This is a genomic window from Pseudoalteromonas thalassia (assembly GCF_049257215.1).
Classification (GTDB): Bacteria; Pseudomonadota; Gammaproteobacteria; order Enterobacterales; family Alteromonadaceae; genus Pseudoalteromonas; species Pseudoalteromonas lipolytica_C.
The window spans coordinates 1-22,336 of record NZ_JBMMUE010000021.1 but is presented as its reverse complement, the minus strand read 5'-3'; the positions used below and the strand labels follow the sequence as shown (position 1 = coordinate 22,336).

The window sequence follows — 22,336 nt, the reverse complement described above, 5'->3', positions numbered from 1 at the left end:
TTAGGAGAGACTTCAGTTGCGAATAAACACAACGTTTTATTGCGTTCATTTCTCTTAGAACGACTTTGAACCACGCAGCCGGAGGTTCACTGTTTCAAAATACGTCCCGCGTCCGCCACTTTCTCTCAAGTAGAGTTAAAGTGAATCAAACCGACGAAAGTCGGTTTTTTTGTGCCTGAAATTCGCGTAGAAGTTTGAATGCTCACCATAAACTTGCTGCAATAATTTTATATTGCGTTCATTTCTCTTAGAGCAACTTTGAACCACGCAGCCTAAGGTTCACTGTTTCAAAATACGTCCCGCGTCCGCCATATTATTTTTTTATATCCCGCGTTTAATAGCAATTCACAACAATAGACCACTTAATTAAGTGTATCGGTATAAGTAGCTTCAAATGACACTAGCAAAAAGTGCATGGTAAGTTTGCTCGTTTTACTTTGTACCTTTTTACTTTCATATTTTCTTGATATTTAGCAATAAATCCCAGTTAACTTGCTTCACGGTCAAATTGTGTTAGATTTAATAAAATATTCCAAAAATAATAACTAATGGGAATTTTAGTTTATGAATACTAAAGCTGCATTTCAAAAGCGGCTAGCTTTATCATGTGGTTTTTTATTGCTAGCGGGTTGCCAAACGAGTGCAAGTAAGGTTGTTTTGTCTGATGAAGAGTACTTTGATAGGGTCATGCTAGCCCCTGCAATTCTTCCTGCTGATTTAACAAATACTGGTTGTTTAAGTTTAAATAATGATGATGATGCAAAAGACTATAAAACAGCATCGCAGGTGAATTATCAACAAGCAGATTGGCAATCTCGCGTGGCTGCTGACTGGCTGTACTTTGCAGATCCTCTGCAACCAGGCAAGTTGTTATTGATAGATTATCAGGTTAAGGGTGGGCAACTTGCTTACCGTTATTTAAGTGATGGTAGTCACAATGAGCTATATGAACCTTGGAGCTCATCAAAAATTCAAGCATTTACTGGCGCGTTATCAAGAGTGAGGCAAGCTCACCCTGAGCTAGGTGCAACTGCGTTTGCAGGAAATACAGCACTGGCTGATTTGATCAGCAGTATTAATAGCTACGAAGCATTTGGTAAAGCCGATGGTAATTCAAATGCTATTGCCAGTTATTTTGTTAATGTGGCAGGGCGAGAATACTTACGTGGGCTTTTTAATGAGGGCTGGCTGAAACTGCAGGATCAACGTTTGTTGTTTAACGGTGCATATGGCTCAGAGCAGTTTGCCCCATCAGACGACTATTGGCATAACCCGATAAATAAAGAGTTTGCTGCAAAGATAGACCGTTACACTGCAAGCAGTGATGATCCCGGTTATTTACGGTATCGTTGTGATAGTTGTGGTTTAACGGGTAATAAAGCAATGACCACACTTGCTCAAGCTGAATGGTTAAAGCGACTAGTAAGTCATCAACGTGAGCCAATTACGCAAATGCCTAATTTACAAAGTAGTGATGTAGATGTGCTACTTAACGGCACAGGACATACCGATCAACATGCTAAGGTTGGCGGTATGATGGTGGGTATAAGCCACATTGTTACAAATGCATTGGCAAATGTTATAGCCCCTAATGATAGTCGCTCTGCAAAAGAGGTGCTCGACACTGCAACTAATGGACAATGGCGTGTTTGGCAAAAAATAGGCTGGGGTCCAAGTGAAACGCGCTCAACCACAGAAACAGTGATGCTTGCACATGTGTGTTTAGGAAATTATCAAGGTGGTCGTGAATTTACTTTCAGCGTGCAGCAGTCAATAGGCGGAGCTGACGAAGTCAATTTGCCAAAAGTCGGTAAGCAAATGCAGCAAAAGTTGCAGCATGCGTTTACAAAATTATTAGATTCACGCATTCAATAAGAATTAAGGAACAGCTATGCGTCGTTCAATTATCGCGTTATCAATTAGCTTAGGTGTAGCCTTTTGTGCACCTATTCATGCTGAGGGCTGGCAATCAGATGTTATTGCGGTTACTCAGTCGCAACTTTCGCCCAATTACTGGTTAGCGAAAGGTGCATCGGCAAAAATGATCATGACAGAGGCGCAAATTACAGCCTTTAACGAAAAACTGATTAAAGAAAATAAATACATTGTTGATCCACTGTCATTTCAAACAACATTGAGTAAAGAGGAATTAACAAGCGCGATTCACTCTGCAAGCTCTATCCCTAAAAGCCCGCGTTTTTTTACTGATGGTAGACAGTTAACCGCCAAAGACTTCGCCAAATATCAAGCTAACCTAAACCTTAATAAAGTGGCCAGTAGTAACAAGGTTCGTTTTGGTATGGTTGTTAAGCGAACTGCTCTGCGCACTTTTCCAACCTGGGACCGAGTATTAAATAGTGGTCTTGATCAAGACTTAGATCGCTTTCAAGAAAGCGGCATGTTCCCAGGTGAAGCTGTTGCTGTATTGCATCAAAGTGCAGATAAAAAATGGCTCTTAGTTCGTGCTTACAACTATTTAGCATGGGCTCCTAGTGAAGATATCGCTTTTGCTGACGCTGATGAAATTAAAGCTTATCGAGAGCAAGATAACTTTTTGGTTGTAACCGGCGCAAAGGTAAATACCGCCTATGTGCCTAACGACACTGCAAGCTCAGAAGTCCAACTAGATATGGGTGTGCGTTTACCTTTACTTGATAACGAACAAGTACCTAATTTGCTCAATGGTCAAAACACGTATGCAAGTCATGTTGTTCAGCTGCCCACCCGTAATGAGCAAGGCCAGCTTGTTATAAAACCGGCGATGATCAGTAAAACCGCCGACGTAAATTTAGGTTACTTAGAATACAACGAGCAAAACCTAATAAAACAAGGTTTTAAGTTTTTAGGTGAACGTTATGGCTGGGGACATGATTACAATGGCCGTGACTGTACAGGCTTTGTAGGCGAAATTTATAAAAGTTTTGGCTTATTAATGCCACGTAATTCAGGCCAGCAAGGCAGTAGTGAGTACGGACAAAATAATCGCTTTGATAAAAATACGACCGCAGACGCAAAATTACCGGTGGTTAAAAATATGGCGATTGGCGATCTTATTTATATTCCAGGTCACGTGATGATGTATTTAGGAGAGCACCAAGGCGAGCCGTATGTTATTCATGATGTGAAAGGCTTAGGCTATAACAAAGGCGATGGCAGCTTTTATAGTAGTGCGCTTAATGGCGTATCGGTTACCCCCTTGTTACCCCTGCGATTATCTCAAGAAACAAGTTACCTAGACCGTGTTTATAACATTAAGCGTATTCGATAGAGGCCTGTATGAAAATTAAAGCAGTTCGTTTTGCGAAACTTAAAGTGCCTTTGGTCACGCCATTTAAAACAGCGCTTAGAGAAGTGAGTTTTATTGAAGACCTAGTGGTTTTAATAGATACCGAATGTGGTCAAGTCGGTTATGGCTCGGCTGCTGCAACTCCCGTTATCACAGGTGATACACATCAAGGCATGATAGCGGTGATTCAGCAGTTTATTGCTCCTAAACTGATAGGGCATGAAATCGAAAACATCAACCAACTTACTCACATTATTCAATCAACGGTGATTGGTAATAGCAGCGCAAAAGCGGCTTTAGAATTAGCGGTTTACGACTTATGGGGCAAGCTCTACAGAGCGCCTTTATACAAATTACTCGGTGGTGGTAAGTCAGAGTTAAAGACTGATATTACCATCAGCGTAGATAACATAGATAAAATGCTTAGTGACTGTCAGCGAGCGGTTGAGCAAGGTTTTGATGTATTAAAAATAAAAATCGGCAATAACCTTAATCAAGATATTGAACGTGTAAAAGCAATTCACGCAGGGTTTGCCGCTAAGGCGCAGTTACGTTTAGATGTAAACCAAGGTTGGAATGCCAAACAAACAGTGTTTGCACTGCAACAACTTGAGCAAGCAGGCGTGGTGTTAGAGTTGGTTGAGCAGCCAGTAAAAAGCAGTGATATTCAAGGTCTCAAATATATTACTGAGCGAGTGAACACCCCGATCATGGCCGATGAAAGCGCCTTTTCACCTAAGCAAGTAATACAACTTTTAGAGCTTGGCGCAGTTGATATTATCAATATTAAATTAATGAAAACGGGCGGTTTAAGTCGAGCAATTGAGATTGCTAATATCACTGCACAATACCAAGCAGAGTGTATGATTGGCTGTATGTTAGAGGGCAGTATTGCTGTAGCAGGTGCAGCGCATTTAGCTTCAGCCAAAGCGCAACAAATAAGCAAAATAGACCTCGACGGTCCAGCGCTTGGTCAATACGACCCGGTTCAAGGTGGGGTTGTATTTAACGGTCCACAAATTAACTTATCGGATGCCCCCGGTCTTGGCATTGAGTCAATAAACGGTCTAGAACTAATAACAAACGGAGTATGGCCAGCATGAAAAAACTAGTCAGTCTTATTGCAGCTATGAGTTTAACCGCTTGTGCAAGCGTAGAATCACCTAAACCAGTCATTGATAACAGTCATCAGCAGCTCGTGGTGGTGGTCGCTAATGACAGTGATGCTATTGATGCCACGTTGTATCGCTTTGAAAAAAATGCTGGCAGCTGGCAACAACAAGGCCAGCAACATGCTGTGGTGCTTGGCCGCACAGGGCTTGCTTGGGGGGTAGGGCTACATCCGCCACAACCTGGACAGCAAAAACAAGAGGGTGATGGTAAAGCGCCTGCGGGCATTTTTGAGTTAGGTACTGCATTCGGTTATTTAGATTCACTACAAACAAACCTTAACTATCAAGCAATGACTGCTAACGACTATTGTATCGATGTGAAAGGCTCACCTTTTTATAACCAACTAGTTGATAAGGCGGTTGTTGGTGAAGAGGCGGTTAAGGATTCTTCGGAGTGGATGCGCCGAGATATTTATAGCCAAGATAATCTCTATAAAAAAGGCATTGTTGTTAAGCATAACCCAAGCAATATTAATGGCGCGGGCAGCTGTATCTTTATGCATTTGTGGCGAGCACCTAGTAAACCAACTGCGGGTTGTACAGCGATGACTGAAAGCGATATGGACACATTACTAGCCTGGCTTGATGAGCGTAAAAAGCCATTACTGGTAAGCCTGACCAAAGCGCAATATCAGCAAAAACAAAGTCAATGGCAATTACCTAGCCTAGGTAACTAAAAATAATAAAATAAAAGTATTTTAATTTTGTCATAATAATGGAATAATATATTCCATTGAGGTTTGGGTTAGGATAATAAATGAGTGCAAATTACGCTTTACTCGATTGGCTAGTATTCGCAGGCTACGCGGCAATTTTGTTGTTAAGTGGTTGGTGGTTTAATCGCAAACGTGCTAACTCAAGCCAAGATTTTTTTCTAGGCGGAAATAGCATGCCAACGTGGATGGTTGCGATATCTGTACTGGCTACTTCGCAGTCAGCTGCCACTTTTATTGGTGGGCCAGATCAAGGCTATCAAGGAGACTTTTCTTATATTGCTACCAATATTGGTGCCTTTATTGCGGCGTTTATTGTTTCTGCATTCTTAATTCCAAAGTTTTATCAGCAAAAAGTTTATACGGTCTATGAGTTATTAGAAAAACGCATTGGTCCTAAAGCAAAGCGACGCAGCGGCTTGATGTACTTATTTGGCCGAGTGTTTGCAAGTGGTGCTCGTTTATATATGGCAGCGATTGCTGTTGCGATGATTTTATACGGAAATATCGATGCAGACAGTGTGGTTGTAGCCACTCTAGTGCTGGCACTAGCAGGTTTGTTGTATACCTTTTTGGGCGGGATCCGCAGCGTTATTTATTCTGATGTATTGCAAAGCATTGTCTATGTGAGTGCAGCTATTGCGGTTATTTGGAGCTTGCTGAGCGTTATTCCAGCCGATTTTTCAACCATTATTGCAACCTTAAATGAACCAAGCCCAGGGGCAGACTCAAAGCTGGCACTGTTTAAGTTTGATTTAGACTTTGGCCCGTCAGGGGTGTTCAACATGGCCTCTGTTCTAACTGGTTTTGTGTTATTAAATATTGCCGCATTTGGTCTTGACCAAGATATGACACAACGCTTGTTAACCTGTAAAAGCCCGAAAGAGGGCAGTAAAGCTTTACTACTTTCAGTGGTAATGGTGATCCCGGTTATGGCTATTTTTATCTTTATTGGTTTACTGCTTTACATTGTTTATCAGCAACCAGCATTAATGAATAGCGAAGCTGGGCAAACGGTTGTTCAAGAGTTTAACGGTGAAAAAATCACTATCTTTATGTACTACGTATTAAACGAAGTACCAGCCGGAGTGAAAGGCTTAGTGAGTGTCGGTATTATTGCAGCCGCTATTTCTACTTTGAACTCTGGGCTTAGCTCGATGTCTTCAGTCATCGTGCAAGATTTATATCGCCCATATTTAGAGAAAGCCAATAAGCAAGTGAGCGATCAGCACTTTGTTAAAGCAGGTCGTGTGGGTATGGCGCTGGTAAGTCTTGCTTTAGCGCTAATGGCTATCCTTTGTTATTTCTGGCAGCAGTATAGCGATATGCCATTATTAAAATTTGCTCTAAGCGTAATGGTCTTTTCCTACAGTGGTTTATTAGGGGTGTACTTTACAACTTTATTTACCAAGCGTGGCAGTGAAGGGTCAGTATTAGCTGCCTTGATTACAGGATTTATGGTGACCCTATTCATGCAACCTTACATGATTGATTGGTTACTGCCTGAATCTATGCGCTTTTACTTAGGGTTTACGTGGCAATTATGTATTGGCACCTTGCTTGCCACATTAGTGTGCTGTATAGGAAAAGCAAGCAATGAGGCAACGGCATAAATGGCGCCATCATATATTTTAGCCATCGATGGCGGTGGCACTAAGGTGGTAGCTGAGCTTAAAGAGCTGGCAACGGGTAAGCAATTTCGCGCTCAGGCTGGCTCTGCATCACTGTCGAATGATCTTGATTTAGCAGTTGAAAACATTGTTAAAGTGACGCGCGAGGTGTGCGAACAAAGCAATGTTAAGCCTAGCGATATAGTTACCGTTATGGGGCTTGCTGGTGGTTCGTCAGTAAGCCTTGCTGAGCAAGTTAAAGTAATGCTCAAGCTTATTTATGAAATCGAATTTGCTTACTTAGAGATTACAAGTGATGCGACTACTTCACTGTATGGGGCAAATTTAGGTGCTCCTTGCGTTGTCGTAGCTCTTGGCACGGGAGCTGTCGGGGCACGATTAACGGCTCAAAATCAAATTAAATTGGTTGGGGGTTGGGGGTTCACTGTTGATGACTTTGGTGGTGGTGCCCGCATTGGCCTTATGGCTGTACAGCATTTATTAAACGATATAGATAGTTTTGATTTACCAAAAAGCCCTTTAACGATTCGCTTGAGTGAGCAGCTTGGATGTACTCGTCAAGCAATTAGTGATTGGCTTAAACTTGCTAAACCCGCAGATTACGCAGCATTTAGTCCGTTGGTGTTTAGCTTACAAGATGAATGTAAGGTGGCAAAAAGTGTTTTGGCAGAACACACACAGTCAGTGGTTGAGTTAATTAGCAAAAGCAGAGGCAACTCACCTTTACCGGTAATTTTAATAGGTGGTCTTGCGAAGGTGAGCCAACCATTATTACCACAGGCCTTACAAAATGAACTATCTCCTTGTAAGGGAGATTCTTTAACTGGCGCCTCAATTTTAGCGGCAAAGCATTATTATGACATTATTGAAGAAGGACAACCCAATGAGCCCTGAGCACGTATTTAAGCAACAACGTGAATTACTCGAAGAGTTAAATGGCATTGTCTCAGAAGGACAAAACCCTGACACTTTGGATATTGACTTGCTCAGCACTACTGAGATCCTCACTAAAATCAATAATGAAGATCATAAAGTGGCTGCGGCAGTAAAACTTGTTATTCCGCAAATAAGTGCTGCGGTAGATCACATTGTAGAAGCGTTTCAGCAAGGCGGTAGGTTGATTTACATTGGTGCTGGCACCAGCGGTCGCTTAGGTATTTTGGATGCGGTTGAATGTGCTCCTACTTACAGTGTGAATGATCAGCAAGTGCAAGGAATTATCGCAGGAGGTGATACGGCCTTTAAAAAGGCTGTTGAAGGCGCTGAAGATAGCACGACCTTAGCTATTGAAGATTTAAAAAATGCCAACTTAACGAGCCGCGACGTTGTTGTCGGCATAGCTGCCAGTGGGCGCACACCTTATGTGTGCTCTGCAATTGAATATGCAAAATCAATAGGTTGTGTAACTGTAGGTGTGACTTGTAATCCTAATTCAGCGGTCATGTGTTTACCACAAATTGGCATTTGTCCGGTGGTCGGAGCTGAAGCTGTAACAGGTTCAACCCGAATGAAATCGGGCACAGCACAAAAGCTTGTATTAAACATGTTAAGTACTGCCAGCATGATACGTACAGGCAAAGTGTATAAAAATTTAATGGTCGATGTGAATGCCAGCAATGAAAAGTTGCATGCCCGCGCTATACGTATCGTGATGCAAGCGACTGATTGTACGCAGCAGCAAGCAGTTGATGCGTTAAAGCAAGCAGAGCAAAGTGCCAAACTAGCCATTTTAATTGTACTAACAGGAAAATCGGCAGTTGATGCTAAAGAGCTTCTATCCAAAGCTGATGGTTTTTTACGTAAAGCGGTGGAGGAATAATGCGCTTTTTAGTTGTTATGATTATCAGTTTTTTATCACTGTTAGGCTGTAAAGAGACTCCACAACAAGTCTCTGAAAACACCTTGCCATTGCAAGTTGGTGCTGCAAATTACGACGCTTATATACCAGCCCTTAAAGGTAAACGCGTTGGTTTAGTGGTTAATCAAACCTCAGAGATTAATGGTCAGCATTTAGTTGATTTATTGCTCGATAGAGGAGTTAAGGTAAGTAAAATATTTGCACCTGAGCATGGCTTTCGCGGCGATCATGATGCAGGCGCACATGTAAAAAGTACTGTTGATGCAAAAACAGGCATTGATGTTGTTTCTATTTATGGCAGCAATAAAAAGCCAACTCCTGAAGTACTTGCCGATCTCGATGTCATTATATTTGATATTCAAGATGTTGGTGTGCGCTTTTACACGTACATCAGCTCAATGCACTACATGATGGAAGCGGCAGCTGAGAATGATAAGTCATTTATCGTATTAGACAGACCTAACCCGAATATTGCTTATGTTGATGGGCCTATCCTTGATCCACAATTTCGTTCGTTTGTTGGCATGCATGAAATTCCTGTTTTACATGGTATGACAGTGGCTGAACTGGCTCAAATGATTAAAGGTGAGGGATGGATAAACAATGCAGATAAACTTAATTTAACAGTGGTTCCCGTTGCTAATTATGAGCGCACAATGAGCTATGAGTTACCGGTAAAACCAAGCCCTAACTTACCTAATGCTCAATCGATTCAGTTGTACCCATCACTTTGTTTCTTTGAGGCAACGCCTATTACCATTGGCCGTGGTACGGATTTTCCGTTTCAAGTTGTGGGCTATTCGCCAATAAAACTAGGGGAGTTTAGTTTTACCCCTCGTGCAATTGAAGGCGCATCAATGAACCCTAAATTCAAAGAGATTGAAGTGTTTGGTCAAGATTTACGAGATGCTGATATTCATGGTCTAGATTTAAGTTTATTTATTTCAGCCTATCAAAAGCTAACTGCGAATAATCAAGAATTTTTTGAACGCGCTGGCTTCATGGATAAGCTTGCGGGTACTGATAAATTGCGTTTAGCCATTGAAGCAGGTCAAACTGAGCAGCAAATTAAGCAAAGCTGGCAAGCTGACTTAAGTACTTTTAAACGAAAGCGAGCTCCGTATTTGCTTTATCAATAATAGCTAGGTAACTAGATAAATAAGAACGAGGCGCTTGCCTCGTTTTTTTATATCCATAAAAAGCTGTGTTATATTCCGGGGCTTGATTTATAAGGATATACCATGAAGACTTATTTCAGTTTAAGCATTGCTGCTTTCGCTTTACTAGCTGGCTGCTCACAACTCCCCAACACCTCAACAAGTAACTCAACCGATGCGCTTGATCTACGTGATAATAAAAACGCAGCAGAGCAGCTGTGGACACTAAAACATGCAACAAAGCCTATCTATCCCAAAGCTGCTTTAATTGCCAAACAGACGGGCTGTGCGCGCTTTGTTATAACTATTGATAATCAGGGCAATACGATTGATATCCGTTTTGTCGAGAGCTTCCCAGAAGGGCTGTTTGTCGATGTGTCGCGAGAGTCGCTTAAAAGTTGGCAGTGGCAGGCAATTACAAGTAATAGCGAGTCGCAAGCGATTATTCGCACTGTGCAGCTCGACTACTTTATGAAAGAAGCGGTTAATATAGATGCAGCAAAAGCATTTTGTACAATTTAAGTCTGTTCTTGAGGCATAAAAAAGGGCCGCAATAGCGGCCCCCAACAGGATTGATTAACTTAGAACTTGAAGTTAAACGACAGCTGCACACGACGTGGGCTGTAGTAATTACGATACTCACCAAAGGTTTCTGACGATACATATGGGTTATTGTTATAACCTGTTTGACGGTCAAATACGTTGAAGATATCAGCACGGAATTGTAGTTCCATGTCACCTGAGAACTTAAAGTCTTGGGTGTAGTTTAAATCAAGCTGCCAATGGCTAGGGCTACGACGGCTACCTGCAGGTTCTCCATAACGTGCTGTACCACTTGAGTAGCCATAGATTGAACCATCCCATGCTTCCCAAGGTTTACCCGACTGGAATACAAAGTATGCACCGATGTTCGCATCCCATGGCACAGTGTAGTAACCATACACTTTTACTTTATGCGGTTTATCACCTGATAGTGTGCCGTATTTGTAATCCCAAGGGTAACGACCGCGGCCATCACCATAGTTCGATGAACCAATGAAGGTATTAGCATCTGTTGTTGCGGTAGTGTTATCTTGGTCGAAGTTACCGTAGTAATGACTCCAAACATAAGAAGCATTGATGTAGCTGTTTTCACCTAAGTATTCAGCTTCGATGCTCGCTTCCCAATATTTCGTTTCGCCACCATCTACTTCGGCAATAACATATGATGAACCGCCGATCTCATCACGGATCGCATCAAGGTTATCTACGTATAAGCCTTTATCAGCGATATGTTGTGGCACGCCTTCAGCATCAACGCCAGAGTAGTCAGTTAAGCGCGCGTTATTTGGCATATCTTCCCAGAAATGCGATGCCTTACGGTGACGAACATGAGCACGTAATACTAAATCAGAACCCACATATTTAGTGGTACCAAGTGTAAACTCTTTGATTTGACGAGGCGTTAAATCATCAGCAAATACTTTACCAGATGAACCTTGACGCGGCTCTGCGTAAATTACTTTACCCGCTTCATCAAATTCAACTTCGATTTCGGCACGGGTATTACGATCCCAAGAGGCTGCACGCGCTAATGAGCTTGCTTCTGGGTTATACATTGAGAAGTTAGCAAATACAGAGTCTTGATCTGCATAATTCCAATTCACACCTAAACGAGGCTGGATCATATCTGTCCAATCTGTTTGATACATTTCGTATTTTTCGCCTGGTGCTAACTCATAACCAGATAGGGTACCAGATGCTGATTTAAGACCTTGACCATACCAAGTATCGCGGCTCACAAGCACACCCACATTGTAAGTCCAATCACCTACTTCAATAGTGTCGTTGATTTCGAAGTTCAGCGTTTCCATTTCTGAGTTAATAGCAGAAACCGCATCTCCACCCGCTACTAAGCTCATTTGTTGTACGCGAGCACGGTAAATAACCGGCGCAGAGCTGCCTTCTTCTAAGCTTTCATCGAGGCCGCCAACATAAGAAATTCTACCCCAACCATTTGAAAGGCGAGACAGTACTTCTTTACTTTCTTTCCATTCACCACCTAAATGTAATGTATGGTAAGTATCGCCCCAGCTAAATTCATGTTCTAGATTTAACTCAAAGCTATCACGGTAAAAGTCGATATTATCGTATTGGTAATACGCACCAACACCGCCGCCACCTCGCATTTGCCCATCTTCGGTATAACCGTATTGTGCAATGAGTGGTGCAGCGCCTGCATTATATGCAGCAATTTGCTCTGCTGTGTAGTTATCATCAGCATCTAATAAGCTTGGTACACTGAAGTAACCCATTTCAGTTAGATTACTTAAGTCAAGTTGACCCGTTAACGATGGTACTACAGATAGTTTTGTATCCGGAGTGGTACCAGACTCTATCTCTAATTTACTGTATTGGAATGAAAGAGTTGTTGCATCACCTAAAAGCCACGAACCATCTAAGGTAAAGATATCTTGATCGGCTTCATCACCCGCAGAAACACTGTCAGTTTCGTAAGCGCCAACAGAGCGACCTTCGATGGTTTTTTCTGAGGTACGCTGTGAAATATTAATTAAAATATCGTCTGTTGGTGCCCAAGTTAACTTACCAAAGTATTCATCTCGGACATTTTTATAGTCTTTTACTTCACCATAGGCTGTATCTTTATTAGTACGTGTTTCTTCAGGGCGGTAATAAGAAGTATAAAAATACAAGGTATCTTCAATAAGCGGGCCGCCTAAACTTGCTGTTAACCAGCTTTTATCAAGCTCATAGCTTTCTTGACCTGTTGGAGTCGCCACTAAGCTCTTAGGTTGAACTTTGTATTCAACATTACCGTGGAATTCGTCAGTACCTGATTTTGATACGGTATTGATTGAGAAGCCACCTGAACGGTTAAAGCCAACGGCTTTTGCACCACCGCGATCCATAGTAACGTAGGCAACATCATGGGTTGATGGCTCTGATGCTAAGTTACCAAACATAGGGAGTGAAACATCAACACCGTCAAAGCCGTAAGAGTTATCAACACCCGAACCACCTGCTGATGGACCAAGGGTTGCGTTTTCAGATAGCTCAACACCCGGAACAAGTTTTAATAGGTCACGGTAATCTTGACCAACTGGCACGCTATTGATTGCTTCTTCACCTAATGAGTTAGTGAGTGCAGATTTACCTTCGCGGAATAACTTACTGCCGGTAACTGTGATAACCTCAACGTTTTCGTTAGCACCACCCATAGTGACGTTTAAGCTTGATGTTTGCTCAAGTAAAACGTCGACAGTCATGGTTTGCGTTACACCGTTTTTATCGGTGAAAGTCAGTTCATAAGTACCGGGCTTTAACTGCGGTAAGTCATAACTACCATCTTCACGCGTAACAACGGTACGAGGTTTTGGCATCACGTTACTCTTTGCAGTTACTGTAATCCCAGCCAGTGACTGCTGTGTCGCTGGTGATGATACTTTACCTTTAATACCACCGGTTAGATTTGCAAAGGCTGGTGCGCTGGCTAGAGCCGCGGCCATAACAACGCCGGTAAAGGCTGTTTTCTTTGCACGAAGTGCATTGCTTGTCGCTTTGGCTATATAGCTAATTGCGAGTGTGGATGCATGTTGTTTCATTGTTTCCCGTCCTTATATTTATATGCTTTGTTGGACTGCTTACCCAGTTGAGACTTATGAACTTTAATATTATGTTGCCCACATATTAAACAGGTGTTATTTACTATGGTCAAGAATATTTTTTTATTAACGTACCTTTTTTTAGGAATAAAATATATAACCTGTTTTAGGTAAAGTTCAGTAATCGCTCGCTTTAGCGGTGGCTCAATTATCATAAAGTTATTTTTGTAAGAAATTATGACTGTATACTCAGTGGGTTAATCCCAAAGATAAAGAGTAAAAGATGTGATTTATGGTAAGAGGAAAAAGTCTGCTTCAATCATAAAAAAAGCAGCCTAGGCTGCTTTTTTGTTCTTAAATGTTATTTATTAAGAAATTAGTTATTCTTAAATTCACCGACAACTTCATTAGAATGTTCCAGTAGTTTACGGCCTTGGCGACTTGACTGGGTGAGAGCGATAAACAGAATATCAATAACAAAGTCTTGTGCTGTTCGCGCAAGAATTGACGATAAACGCACAGACTCACCTTCAGCCACTGAGTAAAGTTTTACATCGGCAGAGTCAGCAACAGGGCTACTGCCAAACTTTGTGACTGAGATCACTGAGCTGTCATTCTTTTTCGCTTGTTTAACTACTTCAGCAATTTCGCGGGTCATACCTGACTCACTTATCGCAATCACCAAGTCACCTTTTGAAAAGGTAGCAACGTATGCAAGCTGCGCGTGGCCATCTGGCTCCGCTATTGCAGGCATGCCGAGTTTTTGTAATTTATAAGAGAAGTCTTTTGCAACTAATGCTGAGCCACCTAAACCACAGATCAGTATGCGCTTTGCTGATTTTAAAAGCTCTACTGCTTTTTCGACTGCCACGGCCTCGTTGAGATTCTTTGTTTCAGTGAGTACAGCCAGTTTACTACTTAATAATTTTTCTGCGATTTGTTCAAGTGAGTCATTAAGGGTGATTTTACCATGTAGTTTTGGTTCACTTGTTTCGTCATTGAGCGCATCAATCACCGCAAGTTTAAAAGCAGGAAAGCCTTTGTAACCTAATTTTTGTGAAAACTTCACCACACTTGACTGGCTCACTCCAACCACTTTCGCAAGCTCAACGGATGATAAGTTACGAATAGCATTCGCCGAATTTAGTGTGAAATCAGCAAGCTTTGCTTCGCTGCTCGATAAAGACTGGCGTAAAGCTTTAATTTTTACAAAAGTAGACATAGGGCTCACTTTGTTTAATTAACTTAAGTCACATTGCATAGTAATGTACTACACACCTTAAGTTGCGATACGTAATTGCTTTGATACCACGACTTATTTTTTGTTTTACTTGACCTAAGTTTGGAATATTTTTCTTTAATTAGATGGAATAATATAGTTTTATTCCATAATAGATACAAGATTATTTGTTGAGATAGCTGCATTTTTAGAGACTTAGCGATAATGTATGCTGTTTATTCTTTATTTGGTAAATAAAATATTTTACATGTTAAGTGGGTGTTGCTACTGTATTGCTGAGAATCGTCAACGCTTAAATCATCAGGTATGAATCTGTTATGAGTTTTACCCCTTTAAAAAAATTTCTTAAACAGCTGTGTTATCTCAGTAGTGCTGCTTTTTTAGTAAGCTGTGCCAGTCATCAATATACCTTCACACAATCAGCTAATTACAGTCACCGTGTAAAGTTTTTAGTAATGCATTACACCGCCATTGATTACGAAAAGTCGATGCGTGCCTTAGTGGATGAAGGGGGCTTAAGTTCACATTATTTATTACCAGAATCAGGCGATCCAAGTTATCCAAAAGACGATTTAGAAATTATTCAGCTGGTTGATGAAAAAGACAGAGCATGGCATGCCGGCCGCAGCTTTTGGCAAGGCCGAGAAGATTTAAATGATCATTCAATTGGTATTGAAATTGTTAATGTACCAACCTGTCATATTCCTGAGCAAAGTCAGCCTGCAATGGAAAACGATGCCAGCAAATTGTGTATTTTTCCAGACTATGATGCTAAACAAATTGAGTTGTTGATTGAGCTTAGCAAAGATATCTTGGCGCGAAACCCAGATATTGGCCCAACTCAAGTTATCGGCCATTCAGATATTGCGCCAAGCCGTAAGAACGACCCGGGTCCGCGTTTTCCTTGGTACCAACTTTATAAAGCGGGTATCGGTGCGTGGTACGACAGCGACACTGTTGATAAATATTGGCAATTATTTAGTGCATCAAAACCCTCTGTTGAGTTAATGCAAAAAGCACTGCGTAGCTACGGCTATGAGGTGATTGCTACGGGACAGCTTGATTCGCAAACTTTAGATGCCTTAAGTGCTTTTCAAATGCACTTTTTGCCTTGGCATGTAAGTGGGAATAGTGATGCCAGAAGTGCCGCTGTGTTGTTTGCTTTATTAGATAAATACTTCCCTAAAAAGCTTGAGCGGTTATTTAAAGAATATCAGCAGCAACAGCAAGCGGTCGAGCCAGAGCCAAAAACACTGGCTAATGCACAAGTGATAGCGCGTATTCCTGCTCTTGAACCAAGCAGTCGCGCGCTTGTTAACGACAGAGGCACCTTTGTCGCCTATAAAGGTCGCGGTGAGATCATCATTGAAAACCAAGACGCAACCAGCGCCGACATTTATATTAATGGTGAAAAAATCAATATAGCTTCGCCTTTAACTGCCGAAAAAATATATCAATACAGTTTGGCTAAACGTACTCACAATGGCATCAACACCTATAAAGTTGAGAATGTATTGCCTGAAGGGGCAAGCTTAACCTTACGCTTTCCTTATCCAACGCTTGATAAAAACAGCAGTCAAAAGCGCTTTAGTGCCGTTGATGAATTAATTACTCAAGAAATTAAAGAGGGCTTTCCGGGCGCGGTACTTGCCGTTGTTAAAGATGGCAAACTGATTAAATTAAGCCATTATGGCGCAGCTAAAAAGTACCACGCTGATGGCAGTGAGCTCAAAAGCCCACAAGCTATGCAAAACGATACCTTGTTTGATATAGCCTCAAACTCAAAAATGTTTGCCACTAACTTTGCGCTAATGAAGCTTGCCAGCGAAGGAAAGCTCGACGTAGAAAAACCGCTGTTTTATTACCTGCCAGAATTTAGGGGCAGCGGCCGTGAGCAGCGTTTAGTAAAAGACTTACTTACCCATAGTGCTGGTTACCCTGCCGTGGTTGATTTTCATCGTAAAGACAATAAATTTGGTGAGCGCTTTTTTTCACAAAACAGTCTGCGTACTAAAAACCTGTTATTAACTGGCGTTCCCTTCGTGGCTGGGCGCAACGTAAAACACTTATATTCTGATATCGATTATATGTTGTTAGGTGTACTGGTTGAACGCATCAGTGGTATGGCGCTTGATACTTATGTTGAGAGCCAAATTTATCAACCGCTTGGTTTAACACATACGGTTTATAATCCATTGCAAAAAGGCTTTTTAACCTCACAAATTGCGGCCACAGAGATTAATGGCAATACCCGAGGTGGACGCATTGAATTTGAAAATGTTCGAACCGATGTTCTGCAAGGTGAAGTACATGATGAAAAAGCCTTTTATGCCTTAGGTGGCGTAGCGGGGCATGCAGGGCTTTTTAGTACTGCTGGTGATTTATCAGTGCTTATGCAGGTATTACTCAATGGCGGTGGTTATGATAATAAGCAAATTTTTACGCCACAAGTACTTGAGCAATTCACAAACTCTCAAGCAAGTGATGAAACCTATGGGTTAGGGTGGCGACGAGCGGGGCATCAAGCGCGAACTTGGCATTTTGGCCCTTACGCCAGCCCGCGTGCGTTTGGTCATACTGGTTGGACTGGCACAGTGACCGTCATTGACCCCGAGTACGACCTTGCTATTGTGCTATTAACTAATGCGCGTCATACACCTATTGAAGGTTCGCAAGAAAATTACGAGTTTGTCGGTAAACGTTTCGAAACGGGTAAGTATGGCTCTATTATCTCACTGATTTATGAGAGTATATTAAATCACTAGTCGAATTAAGTTGAGTTTAATGGTAAAGCCATTAAGCTTAGCGAGTTTTCGCATAATAAAAATAAAATGCTGTTCTTAATTTAAAAGGGTTTTTATGTCTTGGTATTCAATTTTACCACCCTTGATTGCTATCTTAATTGTGTTTTGGCGCAAAGAAGTGATCATGGCGTTATTGGTCGCGGTTGCGTCGTCTGAGTTTTTGCTTGCTATCAATGGTGAAGGTAATAGCTTATTTTACACCTTCATTAATACCATTGAGCGTGTTGTTGAAGTCGCCAGTTCCCCTGGTAATAGCCGTATCCTTATTTTTAGTATCTTAATAGGTGCATTACTTGCCTACATTCGTGAATCTGGCGGTGTCGCTGCTACCGTTAATTTACTAATGAACAAAGGGGTTGCCAAAAGTAAGCGCCAAGTTGGTTATTTAACCATGTTCTCAGGTATTGCAGTATTTATTGAATCTAACTTAAGTGTATTAACCTCGGGTATTTTATCGCGTGGTTTATTCGATAAATTTAAAATGAGCCGAGCACGCCTTGCTTACATTATCGATAGTACCAGCGCACCGGTGTGTATCTTAATCTTGTTAAATGGCTGGGGCGCATATGTGCTTGGTCTACTTGGCAACTACGAAATGGAAGAGTCTGCGGTATCAGTACTTTGGGGCAGTATAGGTTATAACTTTTACGCCATTATCACTTTACTTATCGTGTTCTATACCATTACTTTTGATAAGGTACATGGGCCATTAAAGCAAGCTGAAGATAATTTTGAACAACAAGAAACCGAGCTGGCTGAAGAAGTAAAAGGCTCAAAAGCGCGTTATATGCTTGTGCCACTTATTACCTTAATAGCTAGTATGGTTGGCTTTATGTTCTGGACTGGCGGTGGCGATATTGCCAGTGGCAGTGGTTCTAAATCAGTGCTGTATGCAACTATTTTAGCCTGCGTTGTGGCTTACTTTTTAATGATTAGCTCTCGCGACTTTACTCATCATAAGCTTGTTGATATTGGCTTTAAAGGTATGGGTGAGTTGCTACCACTGGTAGCAATTGTATTGCTGTCACTTACCTTAGGGGCAAGCTTAAAAGACTTAGGTACGGGTGTGTTTGTAGCTGGTCTTGTGGGTGATTTCTTACCTATTTACTTGGTTGTGCCAGTGCTATTTTTAACCGGTGCGGTAATTTCATTTACCACTGGTACCTCATGGGGCACATTCGCGATTCTTATTCCAATTGGTGTACCGCTCATTCAAGCTTTAGGTTTACCACCTTCATTAGTAATTGCTGCTATTTTAGGCGGTGGCGTGTTTGGCGATCACTGCTCGCCAATCTCAGATACCAGTGCGGTATCGGCGATTGCATCAGGGTGTGATCTATTAACTCACGTAAAAACCCAAATGCCATACGCCTTATTTGGCGGCGCGTTAACCTTCATCGCTTACCTAGTGACGAGTATTATTGTTTTATAAGTAATAGCTTAAAGCCTTAAGTTATAAGCAAAAAACCACAGAGAAGTCTGTGGTTTTTTATTGCTTGAAACATAGGTCGTTATTTATGGCGACACATTTAATTCTTAAACAGTTACGGACCAAAGTCCGACCTACAAGAGTGTGGACAGAAACCATCGCGCGAAATAAATTTCACGCCTACGGTACTCCTTTACTCTTTCTCCTTGTAACTCGCTAAGTTGTTGGGTTTCGCTTCGCTCTACCCAACCTACGATTTAGGTACAACTTTATAAACACCGACACCATCAACACCAAGGTATAGATCACCATTAGGGTGGGTGGCAAGGCTACGAACACGACCTACACCTTCAAATACTTTGCTGTGGCCTGTTACTTTGTCACCATCTAGCTTCACTAACACAAGGTGGCCAAACTTCATCGAGCCTACGGCAATTTGACCTTGCCACTGTGGGTATTTATCGCTGGTGATAAACTCCATCCCAGAAGGGGCGATTGATGGCACCCAATACCAATCAGGTTGTTCCATTCCTTCGCGGCTGGTTTCGTCGGTAATTTTTGTACCAATGTAGTTGATCCCATAGGTGATCTCAGGCCAACCATAATTCGCGCCTGCTTTAACTATGTTGATTTCATCACCGCCACGAGGGCCGTGTTCATGGCTCCATATAACTCCCGTTTCAGGATGCATCGCCATACCTTGTGGGTTACGGTGTCCATACGAATAGATGCTTTTGTGAGTTGTTTTATGGTTATAAAACGGGTTTGACTTAGGGATAGAACCATCGCTATTGATACGGTGAATTTTGCCTGCATCGTAGTCTAGGCTTTGTGGGTGAACGTCTCTTTTGCCACGGTCACCAATAGAGAAATACAAGTAACCTTCTTTGTCGAACTCAATACGCGAACCATAGTGTTTCGTTGTTTTAATATTTGGCTCGCCATCAAACAATAATTGCTGATCGATAAGAGTCATATCTTTAAAGCGAGCGCGCATAATTGAGGTATTGTAACCCTCACCATCACCTTCATAGCCCGAGTACGAAAAGTAAATCCAGCCATTGTCGGCAAAGTTCGGATCAAGTTCTATATCTAATAAGCCCCCTTGACCTTCATCATGTACTTTAGGTGTGCCTTTAACTGCTTGCTCAACGAGTTTGCCATCACGAATTAACCTAAGCTCACCACGTCTGTCGGTAACGAGTAAGTCACGCTCGTTAAGCCAAGCCATACCCCAAGGAATTTGAATCCCTTCGCTTACTAATTCTAGTTTGTAGTTATTCGCACTGGCATCCAGTGGAATTTTTTGCTCTGGCTGAGCACAAGCTTGCAAGCTAGATAAGCTAATTGAGGCAATGATTAAATTGTTAAACAAAGACCTTTTCATGGTAACTCCATAATATTTAAACACGATGTTACTAGCCTAGCTGGTTCAGCATTAAATTGTTATTAACATTAGAGCAATGTGCGATTATTGGTAGGAAAATCGAGGTAAGGAGCGGGGGAGTCGTCAGCCGTCTGATTTGACCCCGATAAAGTAAACTCGGGGTTTAATTAACTTGTTCGCACTGCATGGGGCTCTGATACCCTCAGTACGATTTGAGAACAGCGCTTCAAAAGCATAGCAATATGCATTCATTAATTTATGAGTATTTGTCGAAATACAATGTACATAGACTTTTGGTGATTTTTGTATGATACTAGTCAAACGTTGGACGGATTTTTGTCCCAAAAGGGGTTAGTGTGATAAAAAAATTGAAATTTAGTAACTATCAATCTTATTTAAATGAGACAGTACTTGATTTTAAAGTACCTGAAAAGTTTAGTGATAGTTATTTTGACTGCAAGGATAGTAATAATCACAAGTATGCTAGAGTAGCTGCAGTATTTGGTGCAAATGGCTCTGGCAAGTCATCACTTTTAAAACCATTATCATTTATTTCATGGTTCATTGCTCAATCTTTTCATGACTTGTCAAAGTCAGAAAAAATTCCATTTCAACCTCATTTCGCTGCTAAAAATAAACCTACAAATATTGAGATCGATTTTCAAATTGATTCACCGATTTCCGAGAGTGAATCAGACCGATATTTAGATTTTAAATATAACTTAACTCTTACAAGGGATAGAGTACTACTTGAAGAGCTGAAGCTAAAAACTTCTCGCTTATACTCGAGAGTATTTAAACGTGAGTTTGATAAAGTTAAGAACAAATACGATGTTTTTTCTTCTTCGTTTATGAGTAATAATGTTAGTCGACTTAAGGATACTCCACCTAACTGTTCTTATATGTCATATCTTGCTCGTTTAAACTTTGAGTTATTCGAAAATGAAAATGATAATGGCTCAGATAATGAGGTTCTTGAAAATTTGAGTCTTGTAGATTTTATTTATCCCCACTTTTTTCTTTGCATTTCAAATATAACTGAGACAGATAAAGCTGATTTTAATATTCTTCATGACGAGACAACAAAAATATTTATAAAGCAACCAGAAGTTTTTAATGAGGTTAAAAACTTAATTTGTAAATTTGACATTGGAATCAAAGATATTGAAATTAGAAATAAAACAATAATTAATAGTAATAATGAAGAAGAAGAAAGGAATATCCCATACTTTAAACATGAGTATGAAGGTGAATCTTATTTTCTACCAATTTATCAGGAATCACGAGGCACTAAATCTGCCTATACATTGCTTTGCCATATTATTCAATCTATTAATTGTGGTACGCTAGCAATACTTGATGAATTTGACAATGATCTACACCCAATGCTTACAAATGAGATTATAGAGTTATTTGCTAGTGAAAATAATAAAAAAAATGCTCAGTTAATCTTTACGACTCATAATACAGAGCTGTTAAAAACTTTAAGGAAACAGCATGTTTACTTCGTTGAAAAGGACGATTCAGTTTCAGAAGCATATCGAGCTGACCACATTCAGGGTCTAAAAGAAAGGGATAATATAAATGCTAAATATCTATCCGGTGCTCTGGGTGGTGTGCCCGATATATATTAGGTTTTTTTATGGCTAAGAAAAAATTAAAAACAGTTTATTTGGTCGTGGGTGAAGGGCAAACTGAAAAAGCATTTTTAAATCATCTAAAGTCAATTTTTAGAGGCAATTCAAAAATTCAAATTAAAAGCGCTGGAGGTAAAGGACCAGATAATGTGCTTAACTCTGCTCTAGCAGAATATAAGCAAGGAGCTTTTAAGAAAATTTGTGTATTTATGGATAATGATCTTCCTATTCCAAAAAAGTTATCGGATGAGTGTAAAAAGAAAGGTATTAAGGTGATTTTAAATGATCCGTGCTTTGAGTGTTGTGCTTCAATGAAACCGGACACTAATTTAGGTGGTATTATTACCACTCAAACAGAGGTGTTCTATGACAAAACAACGTCGCTCTTTTTCTCAAGAGTTTAAACTTAGTTCAGCAAAA

Annotated in this window: 16 protein-coding genes; 13 read left to right on the top strand and 3 right to left on the bottom strand. The window is 40.9% G+C overall.

The window, feature by feature from the left end; genetic code table 11:
• Positions 1–564 precede the first annotated feature (564 nt).
• The 9 genes from AAEU31_RS18700 to AAEU31_RS18660 all read left to right on the top strand — a co-directional run bounded on the left by AAEU31_RS18700 (position 565) and on the right by AAEU31_RS18660 (position 10,339).
• Positions 565–1,875: a hypothetical protein gene (locus AAEU31_RS18700; RefSeq protein WP_421968008.1), complete on the top strand. Its 1,311-nt coding sequence runs from the start codon at positions 565–567 to the stop codon at positions 1,873–1,875.
• Positions 1,876–1,891: 16 nt separating this feature from the next.
• Positions 1,892–3,268, top strand: a complete 1,377-nt coding sequence (locus tag AAEU31_RS18695; protein ID WP_199526261.1) for an SH3 domain-containing protein — start codon at positions 1,892–1,894, stop codon at positions 3,266–3,268.
• Between the two features lie 8 nt (positions 3,269–3,276).
• Positions 3,277–4,389, top strand: a complete 1,113-nt coding sequence (locus tag AAEU31_RS18690; RefSeq protein WP_135925866.1) for a dipeptide epimerase — start codon at positions 3,277–3,279, stop codon at positions 4,387–4,389.
• Complete coding sequence (locus AAEU31_RS18685) at positions 4,386–5,135, top strand: L,D-transpeptidase family protein (RefSeq protein ID WP_135925865.1); 750 nt, start codon at positions 4,386–4,388, stop codon at positions 5,133–5,135. The genes AAEU31_RS18690 and AAEU31_RS18685 overlap by 4 nt, the downstream gene beginning before the upstream one ends.
• Positions 5,136–5,215: 80 nt before the next feature.
• The gene (locus AAEU31_RS18680) at positions 5,216–6,784 is read left to right on the top strand and encodes a sodium:solute symporter (RefSeq protein WP_138558664.1); all 1,569 of its coding nucleotides are present in this window, start codon (positions 5,216–5,218) and stop codon (positions 6,782–6,784) included.
• Complete coding sequence (locus AAEU31_RS18675) at positions 6,785–7,696, top strand: glucosamine kinase nucleotide-binding domain-containing protein (RefSeq protein WP_421968007.1); 912 nt, start codon at positions 6,785–6,787, stop codon at positions 7,694–7,696.
• The gene (gene murQ, locus AAEU31_RS18670) at positions 7,686–8,621 is read left to right on the top strand and encodes an N-acetylmuramic acid 6-phosphate etherase (protein ID WP_135925862.1); all 936 of its coding nucleotides are present in this window, start codon (positions 7,686–7,688) and stop codon (positions 8,619–8,621) included. Before AAEU31_RS18675 ends, murQ begins: the two co-directional genes overlap by 11 nt.
• Entirely contained in the window at positions 8,621–9,799 is a 1,179-nt protein-coding gene (locus tag AAEU31_RS18665; protein ID WP_421968006.1) for an exo-beta-N-acetylmuramidase NamZ family protein, read from the top strand. Before murQ ends, AAEU31_RS18665 begins: the two co-directional genes overlap by 1 nt.
• Before the next feature lie 102 nt (positions 9,800–9,901).
• The gene (locus AAEU31_RS18660) at positions 9,902–10,339 is read left to right on the top strand and encodes an energy transducer TonB (RefSeq protein ID WP_421968005.1); all 438 of its coding nucleotides are present in this window, start codon (positions 9,902–9,904) and stop codon (positions 10,337–10,339) included.
• Between the two features lie 59 nt (positions 10,340–10,398).
• Here AAEU31_RS18660 and AAEU31_RS18655 read toward each other — a convergent pair whose 3' ends face one another.
• Positions 10,399–13,419 (bottom strand): carboxypeptidase regulatory-like domain-containing protein, encoded by a 3,021-nt coding sequence (locus AAEU31_RS18655; protein ID WP_421968004.1) that lies wholly within the window; start codon positions 13,417–13,419, stop codon positions 10,399–10,401.
• Positions 13,420–13,795: 376 nt separating this feature from the next.
• A complete protein-coding gene (locus AAEU31_RS18650; RefSeq protein WP_135925859.1) occupies positions 13,796–14,641 on the bottom strand; it encodes a MurR/RpiR family transcriptional regulator in 846 nt (281 codons plus the stop codon).
• Between the two features lie 335 nt (positions 14,642–14,976).
• Here AAEU31_RS18650 and pbp4b point away from each other — a divergent pair, with 335 nt between their 5' ends.
• Positions 14,977–17,424: a penicillin binding protein PBP4B gene (gene pbp4b, locus AAEU31_RS18645; RefSeq protein WP_421968003.1), complete on the top strand. Its 2,448-nt coding sequence runs from the start codon at positions 14,977–14,979 to the stop codon at positions 17,422–17,424.
• A 94-nt stretch (positions 17,425–17,518) separates the two neighbouring features.
• On the top strand, positions 17,519–18,895 hold the full coding sequence (locus AAEU31_RS18640) for a Na+/H+ antiporter NhaC family protein (protein ID WP_421968002.1): 1,377 nt from the start codon (positions 17,519–17,521) through the stop codon (positions 18,893–18,895).
• Positions 18,896–19,142: 247 nt separating this feature from the next.
• Here AAEU31_RS18640 and AAEU31_RS18635 read toward each other — a convergent pair whose 3' ends face one another.
• Positions 19,143–20,279, bottom strand: a complete 1,137-nt coding sequence (locus AAEU31_RS18635) for a PQQ-dependent sugar dehydrogenase (RefSeq protein WP_421968001.1) — start codon at positions 20,277–20,279, stop codon at positions 19,143–19,145.
• A gap of 356 nt (positions 20,280–20,635) precedes the next feature.
• Here AAEU31_RS18635 and AAEU31_RS18630 point away from each other — a divergent pair, with 356 nt between their 5' ends.
• Positions 20,636–21,913, top strand: a complete 1,278-nt coding sequence (locus AAEU31_RS18630; protein ID WP_421968000.1) for an AAA family ATPase — start codon at positions 20,636–20,638, stop codon at positions 21,911–21,913.
• 8 nt (positions 21,914–21,921) lie between these two features.
• The gene (locus tag AAEU31_RS18625; protein ID WP_421967999.1) at positions 21,922–22,320 is read left to right on the top strand and encodes an RloB domain-containing protein; all 399 of its coding nucleotides are present in this window, start codon (positions 21,922–21,924) and stop codon (positions 22,318–22,320) included.
• Positions 22,321–22,336: the final 16 nt, after the last annotated feature.

Excerpts from the sequence above, each read along its gene's own strand:
- AAEU31_RS18700 (WP_421968008.1), top strand. The coding sequence starts at position 565 with ATGAATACTAAAGCTGCATTTCAAAAGCGGCTAGCTTTATCATGTGGT.
- AAEU31_RS18695 (WP_199526261.1), top strand. The coding sequence starts at position 1,892 with ATGCGTCGTTCAATTATCGCGTTATCAATTAGCTTAGGTGTAGCCTTT.
- AAEU31_RS18690 (WP_135925866.1), top strand. The coding sequence starts at position 3,277 with ATGAAAATTAAAGCAGTTCGTTTTGCGAAACTTAAAGTGCCTTTGGTC.
- AAEU31_RS18685 (WP_135925865.1), top strand. The coding sequence starts at position 4,386 with ATGAAAAAACTAGTCAGTCTTATTGCAGCTATGAGTTTAACCGCTTGT.
- AAEU31_RS18680 (WP_138558664.1), top strand. The coding sequence starts at position 5,216 with ATGAGTGCAAATTACGCTTTACTCGATTGGCTAGTATTCGCAGGCTAC.
- AAEU31_RS18675 (WP_421968007.1), top strand. The coding sequence starts at position 6,785 with ATGGCGCCATCATATATTTTAGCCATCGATGGCGGTGGCACTAAGGTG.
- murQ (WP_135925862.1), top strand. The coding sequence starts at position 7,686 with ATGAGCCCTGAGCACGTATTTAAGCAACAACGTGAATTACTCGAAGAG.
- AAEU31_RS18665 (WP_421968006.1), top strand. The coding sequence starts at position 8,621 with ATGCGCTTTTTAGTTGTTATGATTATCAGTTTTTTATCACTGTTAGGC.
- AAEU31_RS18660 (WP_421968005.1), top strand. The coding sequence starts at position 9,902 with ATGAAGACTTATTTCAGTTTAAGCATTGCTGCTTTCGCTTTACTAGCT.
- AAEU31_RS18655 (WP_421968004.1), bottom strand. The coding sequence starts at position 13,419 with ATGAAACAACATGCATCCACACTCGCAATTAGCTATATAGCCAAAGCG.
- AAEU31_RS18650 (WP_135925859.1), bottom strand. The coding sequence starts at position 14,641 with ATGTCTACTTTTGTAAAAATTAAAGCTTTACGCCAGTCTTTATCGAGC.
- pbp4b (WP_421968003.1), top strand. The coding sequence starts at position 14,977 with ATGAGTTTTACCCCTTTAAAAAAATTTCTTAAACAGCTGTGTTATCTC.
- AAEU31_RS18640 (WP_421968002.1), top strand. The coding sequence starts at position 17,519 with ATGTCTTGGTATTCAATTTTACCACCCTTGATTGCTATCTTAATTGTG.
- AAEU31_RS18635 (WP_421968001.1), bottom strand. The coding sequence starts at position 20,279 with ATGAAAAGGTCTTTGTTTAACAATTTAATCATTGCCTCAATTAGCTTA.
- AAEU31_RS18625 (WP_421967999.1), top strand. The coding sequence starts at position 21,922 with ATGGCTAAGAAAAAATTAAAAACAGTTTATTTGGTCGTGGGTGAAGGG.